Raw genomic sequence first — 19,529 nt, forward strand, 5'->3', positions numbered from 1 at the left:
CGGCCCGACTAGACTGTGGCCCGACATGTCTCCCGTCTACGACTGCCGTGACGAGTCGCAACTGCTGTCCGGGATGCGCCATGCGCGTCAGGCGATCGGCAGAGGCGAACTCGTCGTGCTCCCCACCGATACGGTCTACGGAATCGCCGCGGACGCGTTCAACGCGCGCGCCGTCGCGGGTCTGCTCGAGGCGAAGGGCCGCGGTCGCCAGCAGCCGCCGCCCGTGCTCGTTCCGGGCGTCGCCACCCTGCGCGCGCTCGTCGCCGAGATCCCGCCCGCGGTCGACGACCTCGTGCGCGAGTTCTGGCCCGGCGGGCTCACCATCGTCCTGCCCGCGCAGCCCTCGCTGTCGTGGGACCTCGGTGACACGCACGGCACCGTCGCGGTGCGCATGCCCGCCCAGAAGCTCACGCTCGAGCTGCTCGAGGAGACCGGCCCCCTCGCCGTCTCGAGCGCCAATCTGACGGGTCGTCCGGCGGCCGTCGACATCGACTCCGCGCGCGACATGCTGCGCGACAGCGTCGCGGCGTACCTCGACGCTGGTCCCAGCGAGACCGGCGTCGCCTCCACCATCATCGACGCCACGACGCTCGTGGGCGGCGCCGAGCCGCAGGTGCGCGTGCTGCGCGAGGGCGCGATCTCGCGCGATCGCCTGCGTGCCGTGCTGGGCGACCTGCTCGAGCCCGACCCGGTCGACGAGGGCCCGACCCCGTCCGCATCCGCCGCCGCGTCGTCCGACGCTACGCCGATCGCCGACGCGACCCCGGATGCCGAGGCGCCGGGTCCGTGACCCAATACCTCCTCACCATCCTCTTCACGGCCGCGGTGACGCTCGCGCTGTCGTGGGTGGTGTGGAAGCTCGCTCTGCGGTTCAAGCTCTATCCCGGCATCCGGGATCGCGATGTGCACAAGACGCCGACGCCGCGCCTGGGCGGGGTGGCGATGTTCCTCGGTGTCGTCGCGGCGTTCGCGCTGTCGAGCCGCAACCCCTACTTCGCGATCTTCTGGACCGATCCGGTCCCCGTGCTCTCTCTGCTCGGAGCCGTGCTGCTCATCGTGCTGGTCGGAGTGGCCGATGACCTGTGGGACCTCGACTGGATGATCAAGCTCGGCGCGCAGTTCATCGCCGCCGGCGTCATCGCCTGGTTCGGGCAACTGCAGATCCTGTCGTTGCCCATCGGAGCTCTGACGGTGGGCTCGAGCTGGGTGAGCTTCCTGCTGACGGTCTTCGCCCTCGTCGTGGTCATGAACGCCGTCAACTTCATCGACGGGTTGAACGGCCTCGTCGCGGGGGTGTGCCTCATCGCCAACGGGGTGTTCTTCGCCTACTCCTACCTGCTCGTGCGCGACACCGGCGCCAGCACCTACTTCAACCTCGCCTCCTTCATCGCGGCCGTGCTGGTGGGGGCGTGCCTCGGCTTCCTGCCGATGAACTGGACGCCCGCCAAGCTCTTCATGGGCGACGCCGGGGCTCTCATGCTCGGCCTGCTGATGGCCAGCTCCGCCGTCGCCATCACCGGTCAGCTCGACCCCGCGGTGCTCGACCCCGAGAAGATCGGCCGTTCGCAGCTCCTCGGTGCGTTCATCCCGATCCTGCTCCCGGTCGTGATCGTGCTGCTGCCGCTGCTCGACTTCGGCCTGGCCGTCGCCCGCCGCCAATGGGCCGGGCGCTCGCCCTTCTCACCCGACCGCAAGCACCTGCACCACCGCATGCTCGACATGGGTCACTCCGACCGCGACGCCGTGCTGATCTTCTACAGCTGGACCGCCGTGGTGAGCCTGGCGTTCCTGCTGATGTACATCGGCACGCAGCAGAGCTGGCCCGGCGACTACGCGTTCGGCATCGCCTTCGGAGTCGTCGGCGTCGCCGCGTGCGCGGTGCTCACCCTCCTGCCCTCACAGCATCGTCTGCGCCGCCTCGCGCGGCGCCCCCGACCCACCCGACCGGAGTCCCCCTCATGAGCAGCACCGCCCCCGCCCATCGTCGTCCCCTCTCGAGCACTCCCGTGCTGCGCACGGCGCTCGTCTGGGGAGGGTTCGTTACCCTCGCGCTCCTCGTGATCGGCGGTGTCGTCGGCTTCCTGGTCGGGGGAGCGGGCGGCCTCGGCAGCGCGCTCGCCGGCGTCGCGGTCAGCGCGATCTTCCTCGCGGTCACGGCCACCAGCATCCTGATCGCCAACCGCTGGTTCGGCGACCCCCTCTACGTGCCGATCTTCTTCGGCATCGTGCTGGGCGGGTGGCTGCTGAAGCTCGTGCTGTTCATCGTCGCGATCGTCGTGCTGCGCGGACAGGACTGGGTCGACCCGGTCGTCTTCTACGTCGCCCTCGTGGTCAGCGTGATCGCCTCACTGGCCGTCGACGTCGTGGTCCTGCTGCGCATGCGCATCCCGAGCGCGAGCGATGTGACGCTTCCGACCGACCCCGATGCGGGCGACCGACGGGACTGAATCGCCCATAACCCACCTCTTGCCGCAGCCGTGCACGTTAGTCCGGCGGCGAGACGATCGGATGCCCGGACTCATGGATCCGCCGGGAGTTTGATAGGGTTGCATAAGTACCCACCCGCGATGGGAAATCTTCTCCAGGTTCGCACTTCGGGTACTCTCACCGACCATCGTCGCAACGGTTCACACCGATGCCCCGAAGCTGGAGCCAGCGCTGTCCACTCAAGCTGCGACCCTGATCACGAACTTCGCGTCTGCGGGTGCGGAATTCCACCCGCCGTCCATTTCGGAGTTCTTCCCTGACGCGGTCATCACCTTCCCGGGGCTGTTCATCTTCGGTGCGCCGTTCGAGATCACGCGCATCAACCTGGTCCAGTTCCTCGCGACCGCCGTCCTGGTGATCTTCCTCGTGGTCGGCACGCGCCGCATGAAGATCGTCCCCGGCCGCTTCCAGAGCATCGTCGAGATGGGCCTGGACTTCGTCCGCGTCAACATCGCCGAAGACATCCTGGGCCGGAAAGACGGCAAGCGGTTCCTGCCGATCCTCACCACGATCTTCTTCATGGTGCTGTTCATGAACATCACGGGCGTCATCCCAGGTCTGAACATCGCCGGTACCAGCGTCATCGCGGTGCCGATGCTGCTCGCGATCGTCGCCTACGTGACCTTCATCTACGCCGGCATCAAGAAGAGCCCCGGCGGCTTCTTCAAGAACGCGCTGCTGCCCTCGGGCGTGCCGTGGCCGCTGTACATCATCATCGTCCCGCTCGAGTTCCTCTCGACCTTCATCATCCGCCCCGTCACTCTGACGCTGCGACTGCTGATGAACATGGTCGTCGGCCACCTCATGCTGGTGCTGTTCTTCTCGGCCACGCAGTTCTTCGTGTTCGGCCTCAGCGGCGGATGGATCGCGCTCGGCGCCGGCTCCCTCGCCTTCGGTCTCGCTTTCACCCTGTTCGAAATCTTCGTCGCCTTCCTCCAGGCGTACGTCTTCGCGATCCTCACCGCGGTCTACATCCAGCTCGCGGTCGCAGAAGAGCACTGAGCGGCCCGGCGCACGCCGAGCCACCCAACGAAAGGAAAAAACCCGTGGACGCAACTACGGTTCTCGCCCAGGTCACCGGTAACGTCGCCACGATCGGCTACGGCCTCGCCGCCATCGGCCCCGCCATCGGCGTGGGCATCGTCGTCGGCAAGACGATCGAGGGTGTCGCCCGTCAGCCCGAGCTCGCGGGCCGCCTGCAGGTCCTGATGTTCATCGGTATCGCCTTCACCGAGGCGCTCGCCTTCATCGGTATCGCGACCGGCTTCATCTTCACCTGATCCGGCCGCTCTCGACTCACTGTAAGGAGACAGGATGCTGAACGCTCTTGTCACTCTCGCCGCGGAACCCGCGGGCGAGGCGCCGCCGAACCCGCTGATCCCGGCGGTGTACGACATCGTCTGGTCGCTGGTGTGCTTCATCATCATCGTCGTCGTGGTGTGGCGCGTCGCCCTGCCCCGCATGGCGAAGCTGCTCGACGAGCGCAGTGCCGCCATCGAGGGCAACATCGCGAAGGCCGACGAGGCCCAGCGCCAGGCCGAGGCCGCGCTCGAGGAGTACACCGCTCAGCTCGCCGAGGCGCGCAAGCAGGCCGGTGAGATCCGCGAGGGCGCGACTCAGGACGGTCGCAAGATCGTCGCCGAGGCGAAGGAGACCGCCGCCGCAGAGGCTGCGCGCATCACCGCCTCCGCCCACGCGCAGATCGAGGCCGAGCGTCAGTCGACCCTCGTCCAGCTGCGCTCCGAGGTCGGGACCCTCGCGGTCGACCTCGCGGGCAACGTCATCGGTGAGACCCTGACGGACGACGCGCGCGCCAACGCCGTGGTCGACCGCTTCCTCGCCGAGCTCGAGGCTTCCGAAACCCTTCGACAGGCTCAGGGACCGGTGGGTAACTGATGGGCAGCGCGACCACTCAGGCGCGGACCGCGACCGCGGAGGCCCTGGCCTCCACCTCGGGCGTCGATCTCGACGTCGCGCGCGAACTGTTCGCGGCCGTCGGTGCCGTGAGCGGTTCGGCGCAGTTGAGCGGCGCGCTGTCCGACTCGTCGGTGCCGCCCGCGGCGCGTGCAGGGCTCGTCTCGGCGGTCTTCGGACCGTCGTACCGGCCCCAGACCGTGTCGCTGCTCAGCAGTGCCGCGCAGCAGCGCTGGTCGAACGCCGGCGAGTTCATCGAAGGACTCGAGGAGCTCGCCGTCCAGGCGACCTCCGTCGCCGAGTCGGCCGACATCGAGTCCGAGCTGTTCGCGTTCTCGCGCACGGTCGCCTCGAACGGTGAGCTCGAACTCGCCCTCGGCGGTCGCCTCGGCGACGCGTCGGCGAAGAGCGCACTGGTGTCGACGCTGCTCGGCGGACGCACGAGCGCGGGCACCGAGCTCATCGTGTCGTCGCTGGTCGGGCTGGCACGCGGTCGTCGCGTACGCGCCCTGCTGCGCCGTGCCGAACGCATCGTCGCCGACCAGCGTTCGCGCATCGTCGCGACCGTCTACACGGCCGTGGCGCTGAACGCCGACCAGCAGACGCGCCTGCAGAACGCTCTCAGCGCGCGTTACGGTTCGGCGATCACGCTGAACACCGTGATCGACACCTCGGTCCTCGGCGGACTGCGCGTGCAGGTCGCCGACGACGTCATCGACGCGAGCGTGTCCGCACGTCTCGCCGACCTCCGCCAGCGGATCGCAGGCTAAGACTTTCCGCCCGAGTGGGCGTGGATCTGGGGGCCCAGTGCCCCACGAACGAAGGAAGACAATGGCAGATCTCTCTATCAGCCCCGACGTCATTCGTGACGCGCTGAAGGACTTCGTCACCGCCTACGAGCCCACCGGCGCTGCGGCGACCGAGGTCGGCGCCGTCGTCGACGCGGCCGACGGCATCGCTCACGTCGAGGGCCTCCCGGGCGTGATGGCCAACGAGCTCATCCGCTTCGCGAACGGCACGCTGGGCCTCGCCCAGAACCTCGACGAGAACGAGATCGGTGTCGTCGTGCTCGGCGAGTTCTCCGGCATCGAAGAGGGCCAGAGCGTCACCCGTACCGGCGAGGTGCTCTCGGTCGGCGTCGGCGACGGCTTCCTCGGCCGTGTCGTCGACCCGCTCGGCAACCCGATCGACGGTCTCGGCGAGATCGCGATCGAGGGTCGTCGTGCCCTCGAGCTCCAGGCTCCCGGCGTCATGCAGCGCAAGAGCGTGCACGAGCCCCTCCAGACCGGCATCAAGGCCATCGACGCCATGATCCCCGTCGGCCGCGGCCAGCGTCAGCTCATCATCGGCGACCGCCAGACCGGTAAGACGGCCATCGCGATCGACACGATCATCAACCAGAAGGCCAACTGGGAGTCGGGCGACGTCGACAAGCAGGTGCGCTGCATCTACGTCGCCATCGGCCAGAAGGGCTCGACCATCGCTTCGGTGAAGGGCGCGCTCGAGGACGCCGGCGCGATGGAGTACACCACCATCGTCGCGGCCCCCGCCTCCGACCCCGCCGGCTTCAAGTACCTCGCCCCCTACACCGGTTCGGCCATCGGCCAGCACTGGATGTACGGCGGCAAGCACGTCCTCATCATCTTCGACGACCTGTCGAAGCAGGCCGAGGCCTACCGTGCCGTTTCGCTTCTGCTGCGCCGCCCGCCGGGCCGCGAGGCGTACCCCGGCGACGTCTTCTACCTGCACTCGCGTCTGCTCGAGCGTTGCGCGAAGCTGTCCGACGAGCTCGGTGCCGGTTCGATGACGGGCCTGCCCATCATCGAGACCAAGGCCAACGACGTCTCGGCGTACATCCCGACCAACGTGATCTCGATCACCGACGGCCAGATCTTCCTGCAGTCCGACCTCTTCAACGCCAACCAGCGTCCCGCGGTCGACGTGGGTATCTCGGTGTCGCGCGTGGGTGGTGACGCTCAGGTCAAGTCGATCAAGAAGGTCTCCGGAACCCTGAAGCTCGAGCTCGCGCAGTACCGCTCGCTCGAGGCCTTCGCGATGTTCGCGAGCGACCTCGACGCGGCTTCGCGTCGTCAGCTGGCTCGTGGTGCGCGCCTGACGGAGCTGCTCAAGCAGCCCCAGTACTCGCCGTACCCCGTCGAGGAGCAGGTCGTCTCGATCTGGGCCGGAACCAACGGCAAGCTCGACACCGTCGAGGTCTCCGACGTGCTCCGCTTCGAGCGCGAGCTGCTCGACTACCTCCGTCGCAACTCGACCGTGCTCGACACCCTGCGCGAGACCAACGTGCTCGGTGACGACACGCTCGCCGAGCTCGAGAAGCACGTCGATGCCTTCTCGAAGGAGTTCCAGCCGGGTCAGGACACCAGCGTCGTCGGTGCCGAGAAGGTCGACGCCGCCGAGGCCGAAGACGTCAATCAGGAGCGAATCGTCAAGGGCCGTCGCTGAATAGCGACGACACGAGGACGTAAATCATGGGCGCACAACTGCGGGTCTACAAGCAGAAGATCTCTTCTGCTCAGACGACCAAGAAGATCACGAAGGCGATGGAGCTCATCGCGGCGTCGCGCATCCAGAAGGCGATGGCGCGTGTGCGTGCGGCATCTCCCTTCGCGCGAGCCGTCACGAGCGCCGTCTCCGCGGTGGCCACGCACTCCTCGGTCGATCACCCGCTGACGACCGAGCGCGAGAACATCCGCCGTTCGGCCCTCGTGGTCTTCACCTCCGATCGCGGCCTCGCCGGCGCGTTCAACTCGCAGATCCTCCGTGAGGCTCTCGAGCTGGCCGAGCTGCTGCGGTCGCAGGGCAAAGAGGTCGTCTTCTACCTGGTCGGTCGCAAGGCCGTCGGGTACTTCCAGTTCCGTCGCATGCCGAGCATCGAGCAGTGGGTCGGCGACACCGACACGCCGCAGTTCTCGACGGCGGAGGAGATCTCGGATGCCGTGCTGAAGGCCTACCGGGCCGGCGGCGACAACGACGGTGTCGACGAGATCCACCTCGTGTACAACCGCTTCGTGAGCATGATGACGCAGTCGCCCGAATCGGTGCGCCTGCTCCCGCTCGAGGTCCTCGAGGCGGACGAGGCTCCGGCTCAGGCCGAGGTCTACCCGCTCTACGAGTTCGAGCCGGATGCCGAGACCGTGCTCGATGCGCTCCTGCCGGTGTACGTGCAGAGCCGTATCTTCAACGCCCTCCTGCAGTCGTCGGCGGCCAAGCACGCCGCGACGCAGAAGGCGATGAAGTCGGCCAGCGACAACGCCGACAAGCTCATCACCGACTACACCCGCCTGCGCAACAACGCGCGTCAGGCGGAGATCACGCAGCAGATCGCCGAGATCGTCGGCGGCGCCGATGCCCTGGCATCCGGCAAGTAAGTTCCCAAGGAGAGAAGAAGCCATGAGCCTCACCGCCGAGAAGACCGACGCGGCCGTCGTCGGACGCGTCGCGCGCGTCACCGGCCCGGTCGTCGACATCGAGTTCCCGCATGACGCGATCCCCGAGATCTACAACGCGCTGAAGACCACGATCACCATCGGTGACCAGTCGACCGAGATCACCCTCGAGGTCGCACAGCACCTCGGTGACGACCTCGTCCGCGCCATCTCGCTCAAGCCCACCGACGGCATGGTCCGCGGTCAGGAAGTGCGCGACACCGGCGGCCCCATCTCGGTGCCCGTCGGCGACGTCACCAAGGGCAAGGTCTTCGACGTGACCGGCGAGGTGCTCAACGGCGCCCCCGGCGAGACGATCGAGGTCACCGAGCGCTGGGGTATCCACCGCAAGGCGCCGAGCTTCGACCAGCTCGAGTCGAAGACCGAGATGTTCGAGACCGGCATCAAGTCGATCGACCTCCTGACCCCCTACGTGCAGGGTGGAAAGATCGGTCTGTTCGGTGGCGCCGGTGTCGGCAAGACCGTCCTCATCCAGGAGATGATCCAGCGCGTCGCGCAGGACCACGGTGGTGTGTCGGTGTTCGCCGGTGTCGGCGAGCGCACCCGTGAGGGCAACGACCTCATCGGCGAGATGGAAGAGGCGGGTGTCTTCGACAAGACGGCCCTCGTGTTCGGCCAGATGGACGAGCCGCCGGGAACGCGTCTGCGCGTGGCCCTCTCGGCCCTGACGATGGCGGAGTACTTCCGCGACGTGCAGAAGCAGGACGTGCTGTTGTTCATCGACAACATCTTCCGCTTCACGCAGGCCGGTTCCGAGGTCTCGACGCTGCTCGGCCGCATGCCGTCCGCCGTGGGTTACCAGCCGAACCTCGCCGACGAGATGGGTGTGCTCCAGGAGCGCATCACCTCGACGCGTGGCCACTCCATCACCTCGCTGCAGGCGATCTACGTGCCCGCCGACGACTACACCGACCCGGCCCCCGCGACCACGTTCGCGCACCTCGACGCCACCACCGAGCTCTCGCGTGAGATCGCTTCGAAGGGTCTGTACCCGGCCATCGACCCGCTGACCTCGACGAGCCGCATCCTCGACCCGCGTTACATCGGTGCCGACCACTACCGCGTCGCCACCGACGTGAAGCAGATCCTGCAGAAGAACAAGGAACTGCAGGAGATCATCGCGATCCTCGGTGTCGACGAGCTCTCGGAAGAGGACAAGATCGTCGTGTCGCGCGCACGTCGCATCCAGCAGTTCCTCTCGCAGAACACCTACATGGCCAAGAAGTTCACCGGCGTCGAGGGCTCCACCGTCCCGATCAAGGAGACCATCGAGTCGTTCGACGCGATCGTCAAGGGCGACTTCGACCACGTCGCCGAGCAGGCGTTCTTCAACGTCGGCGGTATCAACGACGTCGAGGCCAAGTGGGCGCAGATCCAGAAGGAGAACGGCTGACATGTCGTTGCGCGTGAGCCTGGTGTCGGCAGACGCCGAGGTGTGGACGGGGGAGGCGACGCTGGTCGTCGCCAAGACCGTCGAGGGTGAGATCGGCTTCATGCAGGGGCATGAGCCGGTGCTGGCGATCCTCGCCCAGGGCGAGGTGCGCATCACCCGCACCGACGGCACGAAGATCCTGGCCAACGCCGAGGACGGCTTCCTGTCGATGGCCGACGACGAACTCACCATCGTCGCCGGAAACGCCGCTCTCGTCTCCTGACGCCGCTTCATCGCTGACGCGCGTCGCCCGGTTCTCCGGGCGGCGCGCGTCGCTGTTTCTCCGGAGTACCCATGCTCGTCCTGCTTCCCCCGTCCGAGACGAAGCGCCCCGGCGGTGAGGGCCCGCCTCTCGACCTCGAGGGGCTGGCGCTGACCCTGCTGCGCGAGCCTCGCGACGCGGTGGTCGACGCGCTCGTGGCCCTGGCGGCCGACGAGGACCTCGCCGCGCGCGTGCTGAAGCTCAGCGAGAAGCGTCGGCACGAGATCGCCGACAACGCAGCGCTGCGGACCGCCGCGACCATGCCGGCGATCGATCGGTACACGGGCGTGCTCTTCGACGCCCTGGATGCCGCCGGCCTCGACGCCGACGCCCGCGCGTGGCTGGGGGAGCACATCATGATCCACTCGGCGCCGTTCGGTCCGGTGGGTGCGCTCGATGGGATCCCGGCGTATCGACTGGCCGCCGGAACGTCGATCCCGGGGCTCCCCGCGCTGCGGCGGGTATGGGCGCATGCGGTGACCGACGCCCTCGCGGAGCTGCGGCCCGGCTTCGTGCTCGACCTGCGGTCGGAGGCCTATGCCGCCCTCGGGCCAGTGCCGACCGGGGTCTCCTCGGTGTACGTGCGCGTGGTCACCCCCGGCGAGGGTGGCGCCGTGCGAGCGCTCAACCACTTCAACAAGCACGCGAAGGGCGACCTCGTGCGGTCCCTGGCGCTGACGCGGCCCCGGATCGAGAGTCTGGGGGAGTTCCGGGAGTGGGCTCGAGCGGCAGGGTGGGCGCTGCAGGACGCGAATGCCGGAGAGATCGCGCTGATTGTATGACATCGCCCGGCCCCTGTCAGGAAAGTCACAGCTTCGCTACCATGTGAGTCGCGGGAGAGCCCCGCCGGTGCCGCGCGACGCGCACGACTCCGTACGAGAGGAACCTCGTGAACACTTCTTATCTCGCCTACAGCGACTACGGGACGACGAGTGGAGCCGAAGCCGCTCTGGTCGGCATCGTCTACCTGTTCATCTTCTTGTTCTCCATCGCCGGGTACGTCATCAGCGCATTCCTTCTGATGCGCATCTTCGACAAGGCCGGCGTCCAGGGCAAGTGGCGCGCCTGGGTCCCGATCTACAACTACATGGTCTTCGCCAAGCTGGGCGACCTCTCGCCGTGGGTCATCCTGGCCCTGGTCGTGGCGACCGCGATTCCGATCCTCAACTTCCTGGCCGGCATCGCGATCGTGGTCGCGCTGATCATGGTGTCGTACCGCGTCAACGCGAAGTTCGGTCGGGAGTGGCCGATCCTGTTGCTGTTCATCCTCGGCCCCCTGGGGCAGTGGATCTTCCTCGCGATCCTCGCGTTCGGCAACAACCCGTGGAACCCCGCCATTCGCCCCGCCCCGTGGGCCAACTCCTTCCTCGCCGACAAGACGGTGTGGAACGGCATCCCCGTGCAGCCCTCCCAGCAGGTTTCCGGCAACGGCGGCCCGGGTGTCGGCGGCTCCGGCTACGGCGCTCCCGGTTACGGCAGCACGCCCCCGCCCCCGGCCCCGCAGTCGTACAACCCGCCGGCCACCGGCACGACTCCGCCGCCGCCGGCGACGGGCACCACGCCCCCGCCGCCGCCGGCCGGACCCGTGGTCTGACACACGGACTGGTTCACGAAGGGCTCCTCGCACTCGCGGGGAGCCCTTCGCCGTTCCCGCCGCTAGCGTGGAGGGATGACCCCCGCAGACCTGCCTCTCCGTCCCGTCGGCCGCTCCGGACTCCGCGTCTCGGCGATCGGACTCGGGTGCAACAACTTCGGGCGAGCGGGAACCGCCACCGAAACGCTCGACGGAACGCGCGCGGTGCTCGACGCGGCGATCGAGGCGGGAGTCACCTTCCTCGACACGGCCGACATGTACGGCCGCGAGTTCGGGTTGTCGGAGACGTTGATGGGGGAGGCGCTCGAGGGGCGCCGTGACGAGGTCGTCCTCGCGACGAAGTTCGGCCACGCGGACTTCGCCCCGCCCGTCCGCGGCGGCGCGAAGGGCTCGCGCACGCACGTCCGCCGGGCGGTGGAGGACTCCCTGCGGCGGCTGCGCACAGACTGGATCGACCTGTACCAGCTGCACACGCCCGATCCCTCCACGCCCGTCGACGAGACGCTCGACGCCCTGGCGGATCTCGTCCGCGAGGGGAAGGTGCGCTACGTCGGTCACTCGAACTTCGCGGGATGGCAGATCGCCGAGGCCGAGTACGCGGCATCCGGAGTGCGCTTCGTCTCGGCGCAGAACCAGTACAGCCTGCTGGCGCGCGCGGCGGAGCGCGAGGTGCTCCCGGCCGCCGAGCGATGGGGGCTCGGGTTCTTCCCCTTCTTCCCCCTGCACAACGGTCTGCTGACCGGAAAGTTCACGCGCGAGGGCGGACCCGAGGGCAGCCGCATCATGCGTCAGCGCCCGCACCTGTGGCGCGACGCCCCGTGGGACGCGCTCGAGCGATACCAGGCGTTCTGCGACGCGCGCGAGATCAGCATGCTCGAGGCCACGTTCGGATGGTTCCTCGCGCACCCGGTCGTCTCGAGCGTCATCGCGGGCGCGACGAGCCCCGAGCAGGTCCGCGCGAACGCCGCCGCAGCGACCGCGTGGACCCCGAGCGCGGCCGACATCGCCGAGCTCGACGGGATCCTGCCCCTGCGCGCCGACCCCGCAGCCGGGTGAACCTCGACGGTGGATGCCGCATCCGTCATGCAACGCGCCCGCGTATCCGCGGTTCGCGTGCCCTCGTCGACTAAGATGACAGGGCCGTGCGTTTCCGCCGGCGAAGCTGTCGGCCAACCGGAGGATCGTTCGTGCCCGAGGTGACCACCCACACGCGTACCGTCGCTCTCGACGACGCGACGCTCGATCTGTCGTGGGCGGCCAGCACCGACACCGGCCGTCGCCGCGAAGTCAATCAGGACGCGGTCCTCGCGGAGTACCCCCTGTTCGTCGTCGCCGACGGCATGGGCGGGCATCTCGGCGGCGAGATCGCCAGCGCCAGCACGGTCGACCGCCTCCGCGCCGTCGTCGACAATCAGACCGTCTCGACGAAGAACATCGAGAAGGCCCTCTCGCGCGCCGTCAAAGACATCATCGCCCACCCCGAGACCACCGACGAGGGCACCGGCACGACCCTCACCGGTCTCTATCTCGAGACGCACACCGACGAGCCGCACTGGGTCACGCTGAACATCGGCGACTCCCGGGTGTACCTGCTCCGCGACGGCGAGATCGTGCAGGTCACGACGGATCACTCGGTCGTGCAGGAGCTGATCGCCGCCGGGCGTCTGAGCCCCGAAGAGGCCGAGAACCACCCGTACGGCAACGTCATCACGCGCGCGGTGGGCCCGAGCGACAGCGTCAAGCCCGACTACCTCCGCCTCGACGTGCTCGACGGCGACCGCTTCGTCATCTGCTCCGACGGGCTGACGAAAGAGCTCACCGACTTCGGCATCCGCCACTTCCTCGACAACAACGCCGACCCCGCCGCGGCCGTCGAAGCGATGATGGCCGCCGCGCTCGAGAACGGCGGCCGCGACAACATCACCATCGTCGTGCTCGACGTCGCGCGCCGCTCTTCCTGAGAATCCGCTCTTGACCGCGGCTGGCCGCGGATTCTACGTTCGGCATATGACCTCCGCACCCGAACGGACGGCCGGCAAGGGCCTGGCCACCGGCACCCTGGGCCTGTGGGGCTCGACCGTGATCGGTCTGGCATCCACCGCCCCCGTGTATTCGCTCGTCGCCACCCTCGGATTCGTCGTGCTGGCCGTGGGCGCTCAAGCGCCGATCGCCTTCGTCGTCGCCTTCGTGCCGATGTTGTTCATCGCCTTCGCCTATCGCGAGCTGAACAACGAGATCCCCGACTGCGGCACCACGTTCACGTGGGGGACCAAGGCGTTCGGTCCGTGGGTCGGCTGGATGGGCGGCTGGGGCGTCGCCGTGGCCGGCATGGTCGTGCTCGCCAACCTCTCGCAGATCGCCGGCATCTACCTCTGGTCGCTGATCGGCGACGGCTCGCTCGCCGAGAACGTGCCGCTGGTGACCGCCACCGGAGTCGCCTTCATCGCGGCGATGACCTACGTCAGCTACCGCGGCGTCGAGATCGGCGAAAAGCTGCAGAACGTGCTGCTCGCGGTGCAGTACCTCGTGCTCGCCCTGTTCGTGGTGCTGGCGCTGTGGAAGTTCTTCGACGGCACGGCTCCGAACCCCACCCCCTTCGACCTGGCCTGGTTCAACCCGCTCGGGTTCACCGATTGGAGCGGCTTCACCGAGGCCGTGCTGCTCGCGCTGTTCATCTACTGGGGCTGGGACACGTGCCTGGCGCTGAACGAAGAGACCAAAGACCCCAAGCGCATCCCCGGTCGGGCGGCCCTCCTGACGACGGTGATCCTGCTCGGCACCTACGTCACCGTCACCGTCGCCGCGATGATGTACGCCGGGGTCGGCGAGGACGGGGCGGGCCTGGCCAACCCCGACAACGCCGACGACGTCTTTCTCGCCCTCAAGGACGGACTCTTCGGCCCGTTCGGGTGGCTGCTGATCGTCGCCGTGCTCATCTCGGCCGTCTCGTCGACGCAGACCACGATCCTCCCCACCGCACGCGGCACCCTCGCGATGGCGGCGTACAAGGCGCTGCCCGAGCGGTTCAAGACGGTGCACCCGCAGTACAAGACGCCGTCGTTCTCGACGCTCGTGATGGGCATCGTGGCGAGCCTGTACTACATCGGCATGACGCTCATCAGCGACAACATCCTGCAGGACTCGATCCTGTCGCTCGGGCTCGCGATCGCGTTCTATTACGCGATGACCGGGTACGCGTGCGTCTGGTACTACCGCCGCGAGCTGTTCTCGTCGGCGAAGAGCCTGTTCTACCGCGGCATCCTGCCGCTGCTGGGTGCGCTCATGCTGACCTACGCGTTCATCCAGTCGGCGATCGACATGTACGACCCCGAGTACGGCAACACCGTGCTGCTCGGAATCGGCGGCACGTTCGTGGTGGGCATCGGCGCCCTCGCGATCGGCGTGGTGCTCATGCTCGTGTGGTTCGCGTTCCCCGGGTCGAAGCCCTTCTTCCGCGGCGAGAGCCTGAACCGCGAGACCGAGGTGCTCGTGCCCGACGAGCCGATCGCCTACCCGCGGTCGGTCGACGGCGGAATCTGAGGCGTCACGGCATCCGCTCTCGAAGAGGGCGGGCGGATGCCGTGCGGTGGACGTGCGTGTGTTCGCGGTCGTGCCGCGAAGCGCGGTGCGGCAGGGCTCAGACGACGGCGCGGATCGAGCCGACCACGCCTCCGCCGCCCGACACCGTCAGGGGCAGCAGCGCGAGGGTGTCGGAGACCGCCTCGGGGGTGAGAGAACCGGCGCGCTCGAGGAGGCGGAGCGCCACGGCGTGCGCGGCGCGGTTGGAGCCGTCGAACATCTTCAACGCGACGGTCGTGCCGTCGGGCGCGGTCATGACCTGAACGCCTTCGGCGCCCATCTTCGAGAACACCCCGAGGCGCTCGATGACGATCGTGTCGGGGCGGCCCGGACCGTCGATGGTCCACGGGTGCTCCTTGACCGCGCGCACGAGAGCGCCGGCGCTGCGGTGCAGGGCGAAGGGCGAGCGCTCCGACGAGGTCGCGATGCGCTGGATCGCCCGGGCGAGGCCGACCATGCTCATCGCGTAGACGGGGGCGCCGCAGCCGTCGATCGCGGTGGTCGTCATGCGCTCGCCCACGAGACGCTCGAGCACCTCGCGGATGTGCACCTGCAGCGGGTGCTGCGGGTCGAGGTAGTCGGTCGTCGACCAGCCGTTGGCGACGCACGTGAGCAGCATCGCGGCGTGCTTACCCGAGCAGTTCATGCGCAGGGGGGAGGGGGCGCCGTGATCGCGCACGAGCTCGTCGCGCGAGGCGGTGTCGGTGGGCCACGCCGCGGGGCAGCCGAGGTCGTCTTCGGTGAGACCGGCCGACTGCAGGATGTCGCGGGCGAGCTCGGCGTGGCGGTCGGTGCCGCAGTGGCTCGCCATCGAGATCGCGAGCCGCTCGTCGGCGAGATCGGCTCCGGCCGACAGGCACGCCAGCGCTTGCAGGGGCTTCATGCTCGATCGCGGGAGGAACGGCGCCGACGCGTCGCCGAGGGTGATCTTCTCGGTGCCGTCGGGAGCGAGCACGACGGCGACGCCGAAGTGGCGTGATTCGACGAATCCGTTGCGATCGACGACGGCGAGTTCGACGGAGGCGGGGGGCGTGGCGGGCATCCGTTCATCGTATCGCGCAGGGTCGCTCCGCCCCCGGGTGGACCCCGGCGCGCGTCTCGCGGATCCGTCGCTCCCGGTGCCTTTGAGGCGAAGGATTCCGGCGACACACGCGACGGAGAGGGGCAGACTGGAGGCATGAACGGAGAGCACCACTACCGCCTGCGCTCGACCTGGACCGGCGACCGGGGCACCGGCACGAGCGGATACCGCGAGTACGACCGCGCCGTGTCCCTCGAGGTCGACGGCAAGCCCGCCATCTCGGCATCCGCCGACAAACCCTTCCGCGGCGACCCCGCCAAGTGGAACCCCGAGGAGCTGCTGCTGGGCGCCCTCAGCGAATGCCACCTGCTGTCGTACCTGCACGCGTGCGTGACCACGGGGGTCGTCGTGACCGGGTACGAGGACGACGCCTCGGGGACCCTGCAGGAGGACGGCAACAGCGGGGGAGCCTTCACCGAGGTGACGCTGCGCCCGCGCGTGCGCGTCGCCGACGAGTCGATGGTCGAGGCGGCTCTCGCCGCACACAAGCAGGCGCGGGAGTGGTGCTTCATCGCCAACTCCGTCAACTTCCCGGTGCACCACGAGCCCGAGGTCACCGTCGGCTGATCGTAGAGTGAGCGGATGCAGCTCGAACCGACCCTGCGCCGACTCGACCGCCTGGCCGGCGGGCGGCAGGCCGACCACCGCGTCGACGTCTCGGACGACCCGAAGGTGCGCCGTGCGTTCCGAGCCATCACGCTGCTGCTGGCCGCGGGATCCGTGCTCGGCGTCGCGACGGTCGTCATCGCGCTGGTGATGACGCTGAACGGCGACGATGTCGGCTTCGCGGTGTGGATGCGGTGCCTGGTGGTGCTGGCGATCACGACGACGCTGTTCTACTTCCTCTGGCGCGCTCATGCCGGGTGGTACTGGGCGTTCCGGCGCCTGCAGCTGTTCAGTCGCATCTTCCCGATCGTCGCCCTCGTGCTCGCCGCGATCCCGGGGCTGTATCCCTTCTGGGTCGTGACCGAGCAGATTCTGTTCGCGATCCTGCTCATCGGCGTCTCGGACTACCTGCAGTCGGATCCCGTGCGTGCGGCGTTCCCCAAGCCGCAGCGCTGAGGGCGCGGCATCCGCCCTTCGACAGGCTCAGGGACCCCCTTCGACAGGCTCAGGGACCCCCTTCGACAGGCTCAGGGACCCCCTTCGACAGGCTCAGGGACCCCCTTCGACGGGCTCAGGGACCCCCTTCGGCGGGCTCAGCCCCCCACGAAGAACGACGGAACCCCGCCGGCGCGATGCCGACGGGGTTCCGTGTCGTTCGGTGGCGCTTACTGCACGTCGTCGTCGACCCAGTCCATCGACTTGGTGACGGCCTTCTTCCACAGGCGTAGCTCGCGGTCGCGCTCGCCGCCGTCCATGTTCGGCTCCCAGCGCTTGTCTTCCTGCCAGTTGGCACGCAGGTCGTCGAGGTTGTCCCAGAAGCCGACCGCGAGGCCCGCGGCGTACGCGGCGCCCAGGGCGGTGGTCTCGGCGACGACCGGACGCACGACCGGCACGCCCAGGATGTCGGCCTGGAACTGCATCAGCGCGTCGTTGGCGGTCATGCCGCCGTCGACCTTGAGCTCGGCCAGGTCGACACCGGAGTCGGCGTTGACGGCGTCGAGCACCTCGCGCGTCTGGAAGGCCGTCGCTTCGAGCGCAGCGCGCGCGATGTGGCCCTTGTTGACGTAGCGGGTCATGCCGACGATCGCGCCGCGGGCGTCGGGACGCCAGTACGGGGCGAACAGGCCCGAGAACGCCGGCACGAAGTACACGCCGCCGTTGTCGTCGACCGAGCTGGCCAGCGCCTCGACCTCGGGGGCCGAGGAGATGATGCCGAGCTGGTCGCGCAGCCACTGGATCAGCGAACCGGTCACCGCGATCGAGCCCTCGAGCGCGTACCGGGCGGGCTGGTCGCCGAGCTTGTAGCCGAGGGTGGTGAGCAGACCGTTCTTCGAGTGGACGATCTCTTCGCCCGTCTGGAAGATGAGGAAGTTACCCGTGCCGTAGGTGTTCTTGCTCTCGCCCGGATCGAAGGCGGCCTGGCCGAAGGTCGCGGCCTGCTGGTCGCCCAGGATGCCGGCGATCGGCGTCTCGCGAAGCAGCGACGACGACTCGACCGTGCCGTACACCTCGGAGGAGGAGCGGATCTCGGGCATCATCGAGCGCGGAACACCGAAGTCGGCGAGGATGTCGTCGCGCCACTCGAGGGTCTCGAGGTCCATGAACAGCGTGCGGCTGGCGTTGGTGACGTCGGTGGCGTGCACGCCGCCGTCGATGCCGCCGGTGAGGTTCCACAGCACCCAGGAGTCGGTGGTGCCGAAGATGAGGTCGCCGGCCTCGGCCTTCTCGCGGGCTCCCTCGACGTTTTCGAGGATCCACACGATCTTGGTGCCCGAGAAGTAGGTCGCCAGCGGCAGGCCGACGATGCTCTTGTAACGCTCGGGGTCGCCATCGGCGAGACGGTCGACGATCGACTGCGTGCGCGTGTCCTGCCAGACGATGGCGTTGTACGCGGGCTTACCGGTGTTCTTGTCCCAGACCACCGCGGTCTCGCGCTGGTTGGTGATGCCGACGGCGGCGATGTCGTGACGGGTGATGTCGGCGCGGCTGAGGGCCAGGCCGATCACCTCCTGGGTGTTGCGCCAGATCTCGGCGGGGTCGTGCTCGACCCATCCCGCGCGCGGGAAGATCTGCTCGTGCTCCTTCTGCCCGACGGAGACGACGCTCCCGGACTTGTCGAAGATCATCGCGCGCGTCGAGGTCGTGCCCTGGTCGATGGCGAGGACGTAGTCAGCCATGGATGGACTCCTTTGTCTGAATCAGTGAGAGGTGAAGAGGTGGAGAAGGGAGGCGGGGGCGCCGCGTGACGCCCCCGCGGAGGTATTACTTGCCGAGGCCGAGCAGCACGGGGGCCAGCAGACCCGCGAGCAGACCACCGACGAGGGGGCCAGCGACCGGGACCCAGGCGTAGCCCCAGTCGCTGGAGCCCTTGCCCTTGATCGGGAGGATGGCGTGGGCGATACGCGGGCCGAGGTCACGGGCCGGGTTGATCGCGTAGCCGGTGGGGCCACCGAGGCTCGCACCGATACCGACCACGAGCAGGGCGACGGGCACGGCCGCGAGGCCGCCGATTCCGCCCGGGACGCCGATGTCGGCCACGCCGTAGTCGCCGAAGCCGAAGATCACGAAGACCAGCACGAAGGTGGCGATGACCTCGGTGAGGAAGTTGAAGCCGTACGAACGGATCGCGGGGCCCGTCGAGAACACGCCCAGCTTGGCGGCGGGGTCGGGCTCGTCGTCGAAGTGCTGCTTGTACGAGGCCCAGGCGAGTACGGCACCGATGATGGCACCGACCATCTGCGCGGCCACGGCCACGAAGAACTGCGCGATGCCGATCTTGCCGGCCACCAGCAGACCGATCGACACGGCGGGGTTCAGCTGTGCTCCGGAGTACGCGGAGACGATGACACCGGCGAACACCGCCAGGCCCCAGCCCCAGTTGACCATCAGGGTTCCGCCGCCGTTGCCCTTGGTCTTGGCGAGGGCCACGTTGGCCACCACACCACAGCCCAAGAGGATGAGCATCGCGGTTCCGACCACCTCCGAGAGGAAGTACAGCCCCAGGTTCACATCTTGCATGTCGTCATCGACCTTTCTCCTACTGCTCGGCCTCCATCGGCTCGAGCGTGATGTGGCTCGGTGATCCGAACCTATGGGTCACGTGCGGG

Annotated in this window: 21 protein-coding genes; 18 read left to right on the forward strand and 3 right to left on the reverse strand. The window is 68.4% G+C overall.

Features of this window, described 5'->3' with window-relative positions:
- Positions 1–25: 25 nt before the first annotated feature.
- From LPW41_RS06250 to LPW41_RS06325, 16 genes are all read left to right on the forward strand, one after another.
- Positions 26–790 carry an L-threonylcarbamoyladenylate synthase gene (locus LPW41_RS06250; RefSeq protein ID WP_230704361.1) on the forward strand — a complete coding sequence of 255 codons (765 nt, stop codon included), beginning with the start codon at positions 26–28 and terminating at the stop codon, positions 788–790.
- The gene (locus LPW41_RS06255; RefSeq protein WP_144828563.1) at positions 787–1,962 is read left to right on the forward strand and encodes an MraY family glycosyltransferase; all 1,176 of its coding nucleotides are present in this window, start codon (positions 787–789) and stop codon (positions 1,960–1,962) included. Before LPW41_RS06250 ends, LPW41_RS06255 begins: the two co-directional genes overlap by 4 nt.
- Positions 1,959–2,447 carry a hypothetical protein gene (locus LPW41_RS06260; protein ID WP_144828560.1) on the forward strand — a complete coding sequence of 163 codons (489 nt, stop codon included), beginning with the start codon at positions 1,959–1,961 and terminating at the stop codon, positions 2,445–2,447. Before LPW41_RS06255 ends, LPW41_RS06260 begins: the two co-directional genes overlap by 4 nt.
- 307 nt (positions 2,448–2,754) lie before the next feature.
- Positions 2,755–3,489 carry a F0F1 ATP synthase subunit A gene (atpB, locus tag LPW41_RS06265; protein WP_230704529.1) on the forward strand — a complete coding sequence of 245 codons (735 nt, stop codon included), beginning with the start codon at positions 2,755–2,757 and terminating at the stop codon, positions 3,487–3,489.
- Positions 3,490–3,533: 44 nt separating this feature from the next.
- The gene (gene atpE / locus LPW41_RS06270; RefSeq protein WP_043360904.1) at positions 3,534–3,767 is read left to right on the forward strand and encodes a F0F1 ATP synthase subunit C; all 234 of its coding nucleotides are present in this window, start codon (positions 3,534–3,536) and stop codon (positions 3,765–3,767) included.
- A gap of 34 nt (positions 3,768–3,801) precedes the next feature.
- Complete coding sequence (locus LPW41_RS06275) at positions 3,802–4,383, forward strand: F0F1 ATP synthase subunit B (RefSeq protein WP_144828554.1); 582 nt, start codon at positions 3,802–3,804, stop codon at positions 4,381–4,383.
- Positions 4,383–5,171, forward strand: a complete 789-nt coding sequence (locus LPW41_RS06280; protein ID WP_144828551.1) for a F0F1 ATP synthase subunit delta — start codon at positions 4,383–4,385, stop codon at positions 5,169–5,171. Before LPW41_RS06275 ends, LPW41_RS06280 begins: the two co-directional genes overlap by 1 nt.
- 61 nt (positions 5,172–5,232) lie before the next feature.
- On the forward strand, positions 5,233–6,864 hold the full coding sequence (atpA, locus tag LPW41_RS06285; protein WP_144828548.1) for a F0F1 ATP synthase subunit alpha: 1,632 nt from the start codon (positions 5,233–5,235) through the stop codon (positions 6,862–6,864).
- 26 nt (positions 6,865–6,890) lie between these two features.
- Positions 6,891–7,790, forward strand: coding sequence for a F0F1 ATP synthase subunit gamma (locus LPW41_RS06290; protein ID WP_144828545.1), 900 nt, complete (start codon positions 6,891–6,893; stop codon positions 7,788–7,790).
- 22 nt (positions 7,791–7,812) lie between these two features.
- Complete coding sequence (gene atpD, locus LPW41_RS06295; RefSeq protein WP_144828542.1) at positions 7,813–9,261, forward strand: F0F1 ATP synthase subunit beta; 1,449 nt, start codon at positions 7,813–7,815, stop codon at positions 9,259–9,261.
- Between the two features lies 1 nt (position 9,262).
- Positions 9,263–9,523: a F0F1 ATP synthase subunit epsilon gene (locus LPW41_RS06300; protein ID WP_056227136.1), complete on the forward strand. Its 261-nt coding sequence runs from the start codon at positions 9,263–9,265 to the stop codon at positions 9,521–9,523.
- A gap of 71 nt (positions 9,524–9,594) precedes the next feature.
- A complete protein-coding gene (locus tag LPW41_RS06305) occupies positions 9,595–10,344 on the forward strand; it encodes a YaaA family protein (protein WP_230704362.1) in 750 nt (249 codons plus the stop codon).
- A gap of 107 nt (positions 10,345–10,451) precedes the next feature.
- On the forward strand, positions 10,452–11,156 hold the full coding sequence (locus LPW41_RS06310; RefSeq protein ID WP_230704363.1) for a DUF5684 domain-containing protein: 705 nt from the start codon (positions 10,452–10,454) through the stop codon (positions 11,154–11,156).
- A 75-nt stretch (positions 11,157–11,231) separates the two neighbouring features.
- Entirely contained in the window at positions 11,232–12,212 is a 981-nt protein-coding gene (locus tag LPW41_RS06315) for an aldo/keto reductase (RefSeq protein WP_230704364.1), read from the forward strand.
- A gap of 131 nt (positions 12,213–12,343) precedes the next feature.
- On the forward strand, positions 12,344–13,117 hold the full coding sequence (locus tag LPW41_RS06320; protein ID WP_144828534.1) for a PP2C family serine/threonine-protein phosphatase: 774 nt from the start codon (positions 12,344–12,346) through the stop codon (positions 13,115–13,117).
- Between the two features lie 46 nt (positions 13,118–13,163).
- Positions 13,164–14,696, forward strand: a complete 1,533-nt coding sequence (locus tag LPW41_RS06325) for an APC family permease (RefSeq protein ID WP_144828531.1) — start codon at positions 13,164–13,166, stop codon at positions 14,694–14,696.
- Between the two features lie 97 nt (positions 14,697–14,793).
- On the opposite strand, the gene LPW41_RS06330 is transcribed toward LPW41_RS06325, so the two are convergent.
- Positions 14,794–15,777 (reverse strand): asparaginase, encoded by a 984-nt coding sequence (locus LPW41_RS06330; RefSeq protein WP_144828528.1) that lies wholly within the window; start codon positions 15,775–15,777, stop codon positions 14,794–14,796.
- 135 nt (positions 15,778–15,912) lie between these two features.
- Here LPW41_RS06330 and LPW41_RS06335 point away from each other — a divergent pair, with 135 nt between their 5' ends.
- Both LPW41_RS06335 and LPW41_RS06340 read left to right on the forward strand, forming a co-directional pair.
- Positions 15,913–16,383, forward strand: a complete 471-nt coding sequence (locus LPW41_RS06335; RefSeq protein WP_230704365.1) for an OsmC family protein — start codon at positions 15,913–15,915, stop codon at positions 16,381–16,383.
- Positions 16,384–16,398: 15 nt separating this feature from the next.
- Positions 16,399–16,878: a hypothetical protein gene (locus tag LPW41_RS06340; RefSeq protein WP_230704366.1), complete on the forward strand. Its 480-nt coding sequence runs from the start codon at positions 16,399–16,401 to the stop codon at positions 16,876–16,878.
- A gap of 209 nt (positions 16,879–17,087) precedes the next feature.
- Here the strand turns inward: LPW41_RS06340 and glpK are convergent, their stop codons facing one another.
- On the reverse strand, positions 17,088–18,599 hold the full coding sequence (gene glpK / locus LPW41_RS06345) for a glycerol kinase GlpK (protein WP_230704367.1): 1,512 nt from the start codon (positions 18,597–18,599) through the stop codon (positions 17,088–17,090).
- 85 nt (positions 18,600–18,684) lie between these two features.
- Positions 18,685–19,440, reverse strand: coding sequence for an MIP/aquaporin family protein (locus tag LPW41_RS06350; RefSeq protein ID WP_144828517.1), 756 nt, complete (start codon positions 19,438–19,440; stop codon positions 18,685–18,687).
- Positions 19,441–19,529: the final 89 nt, after the last annotated feature.

Source organism: Microbacterium sp. JC 701 (assembly GCF_021026215.1).
Lineage (GTDB): Bacteria > Actinomycetota > Actinomycetes > Actinomycetales > Microbacteriaceae > Microbacterium > Microbacterium algihabitans.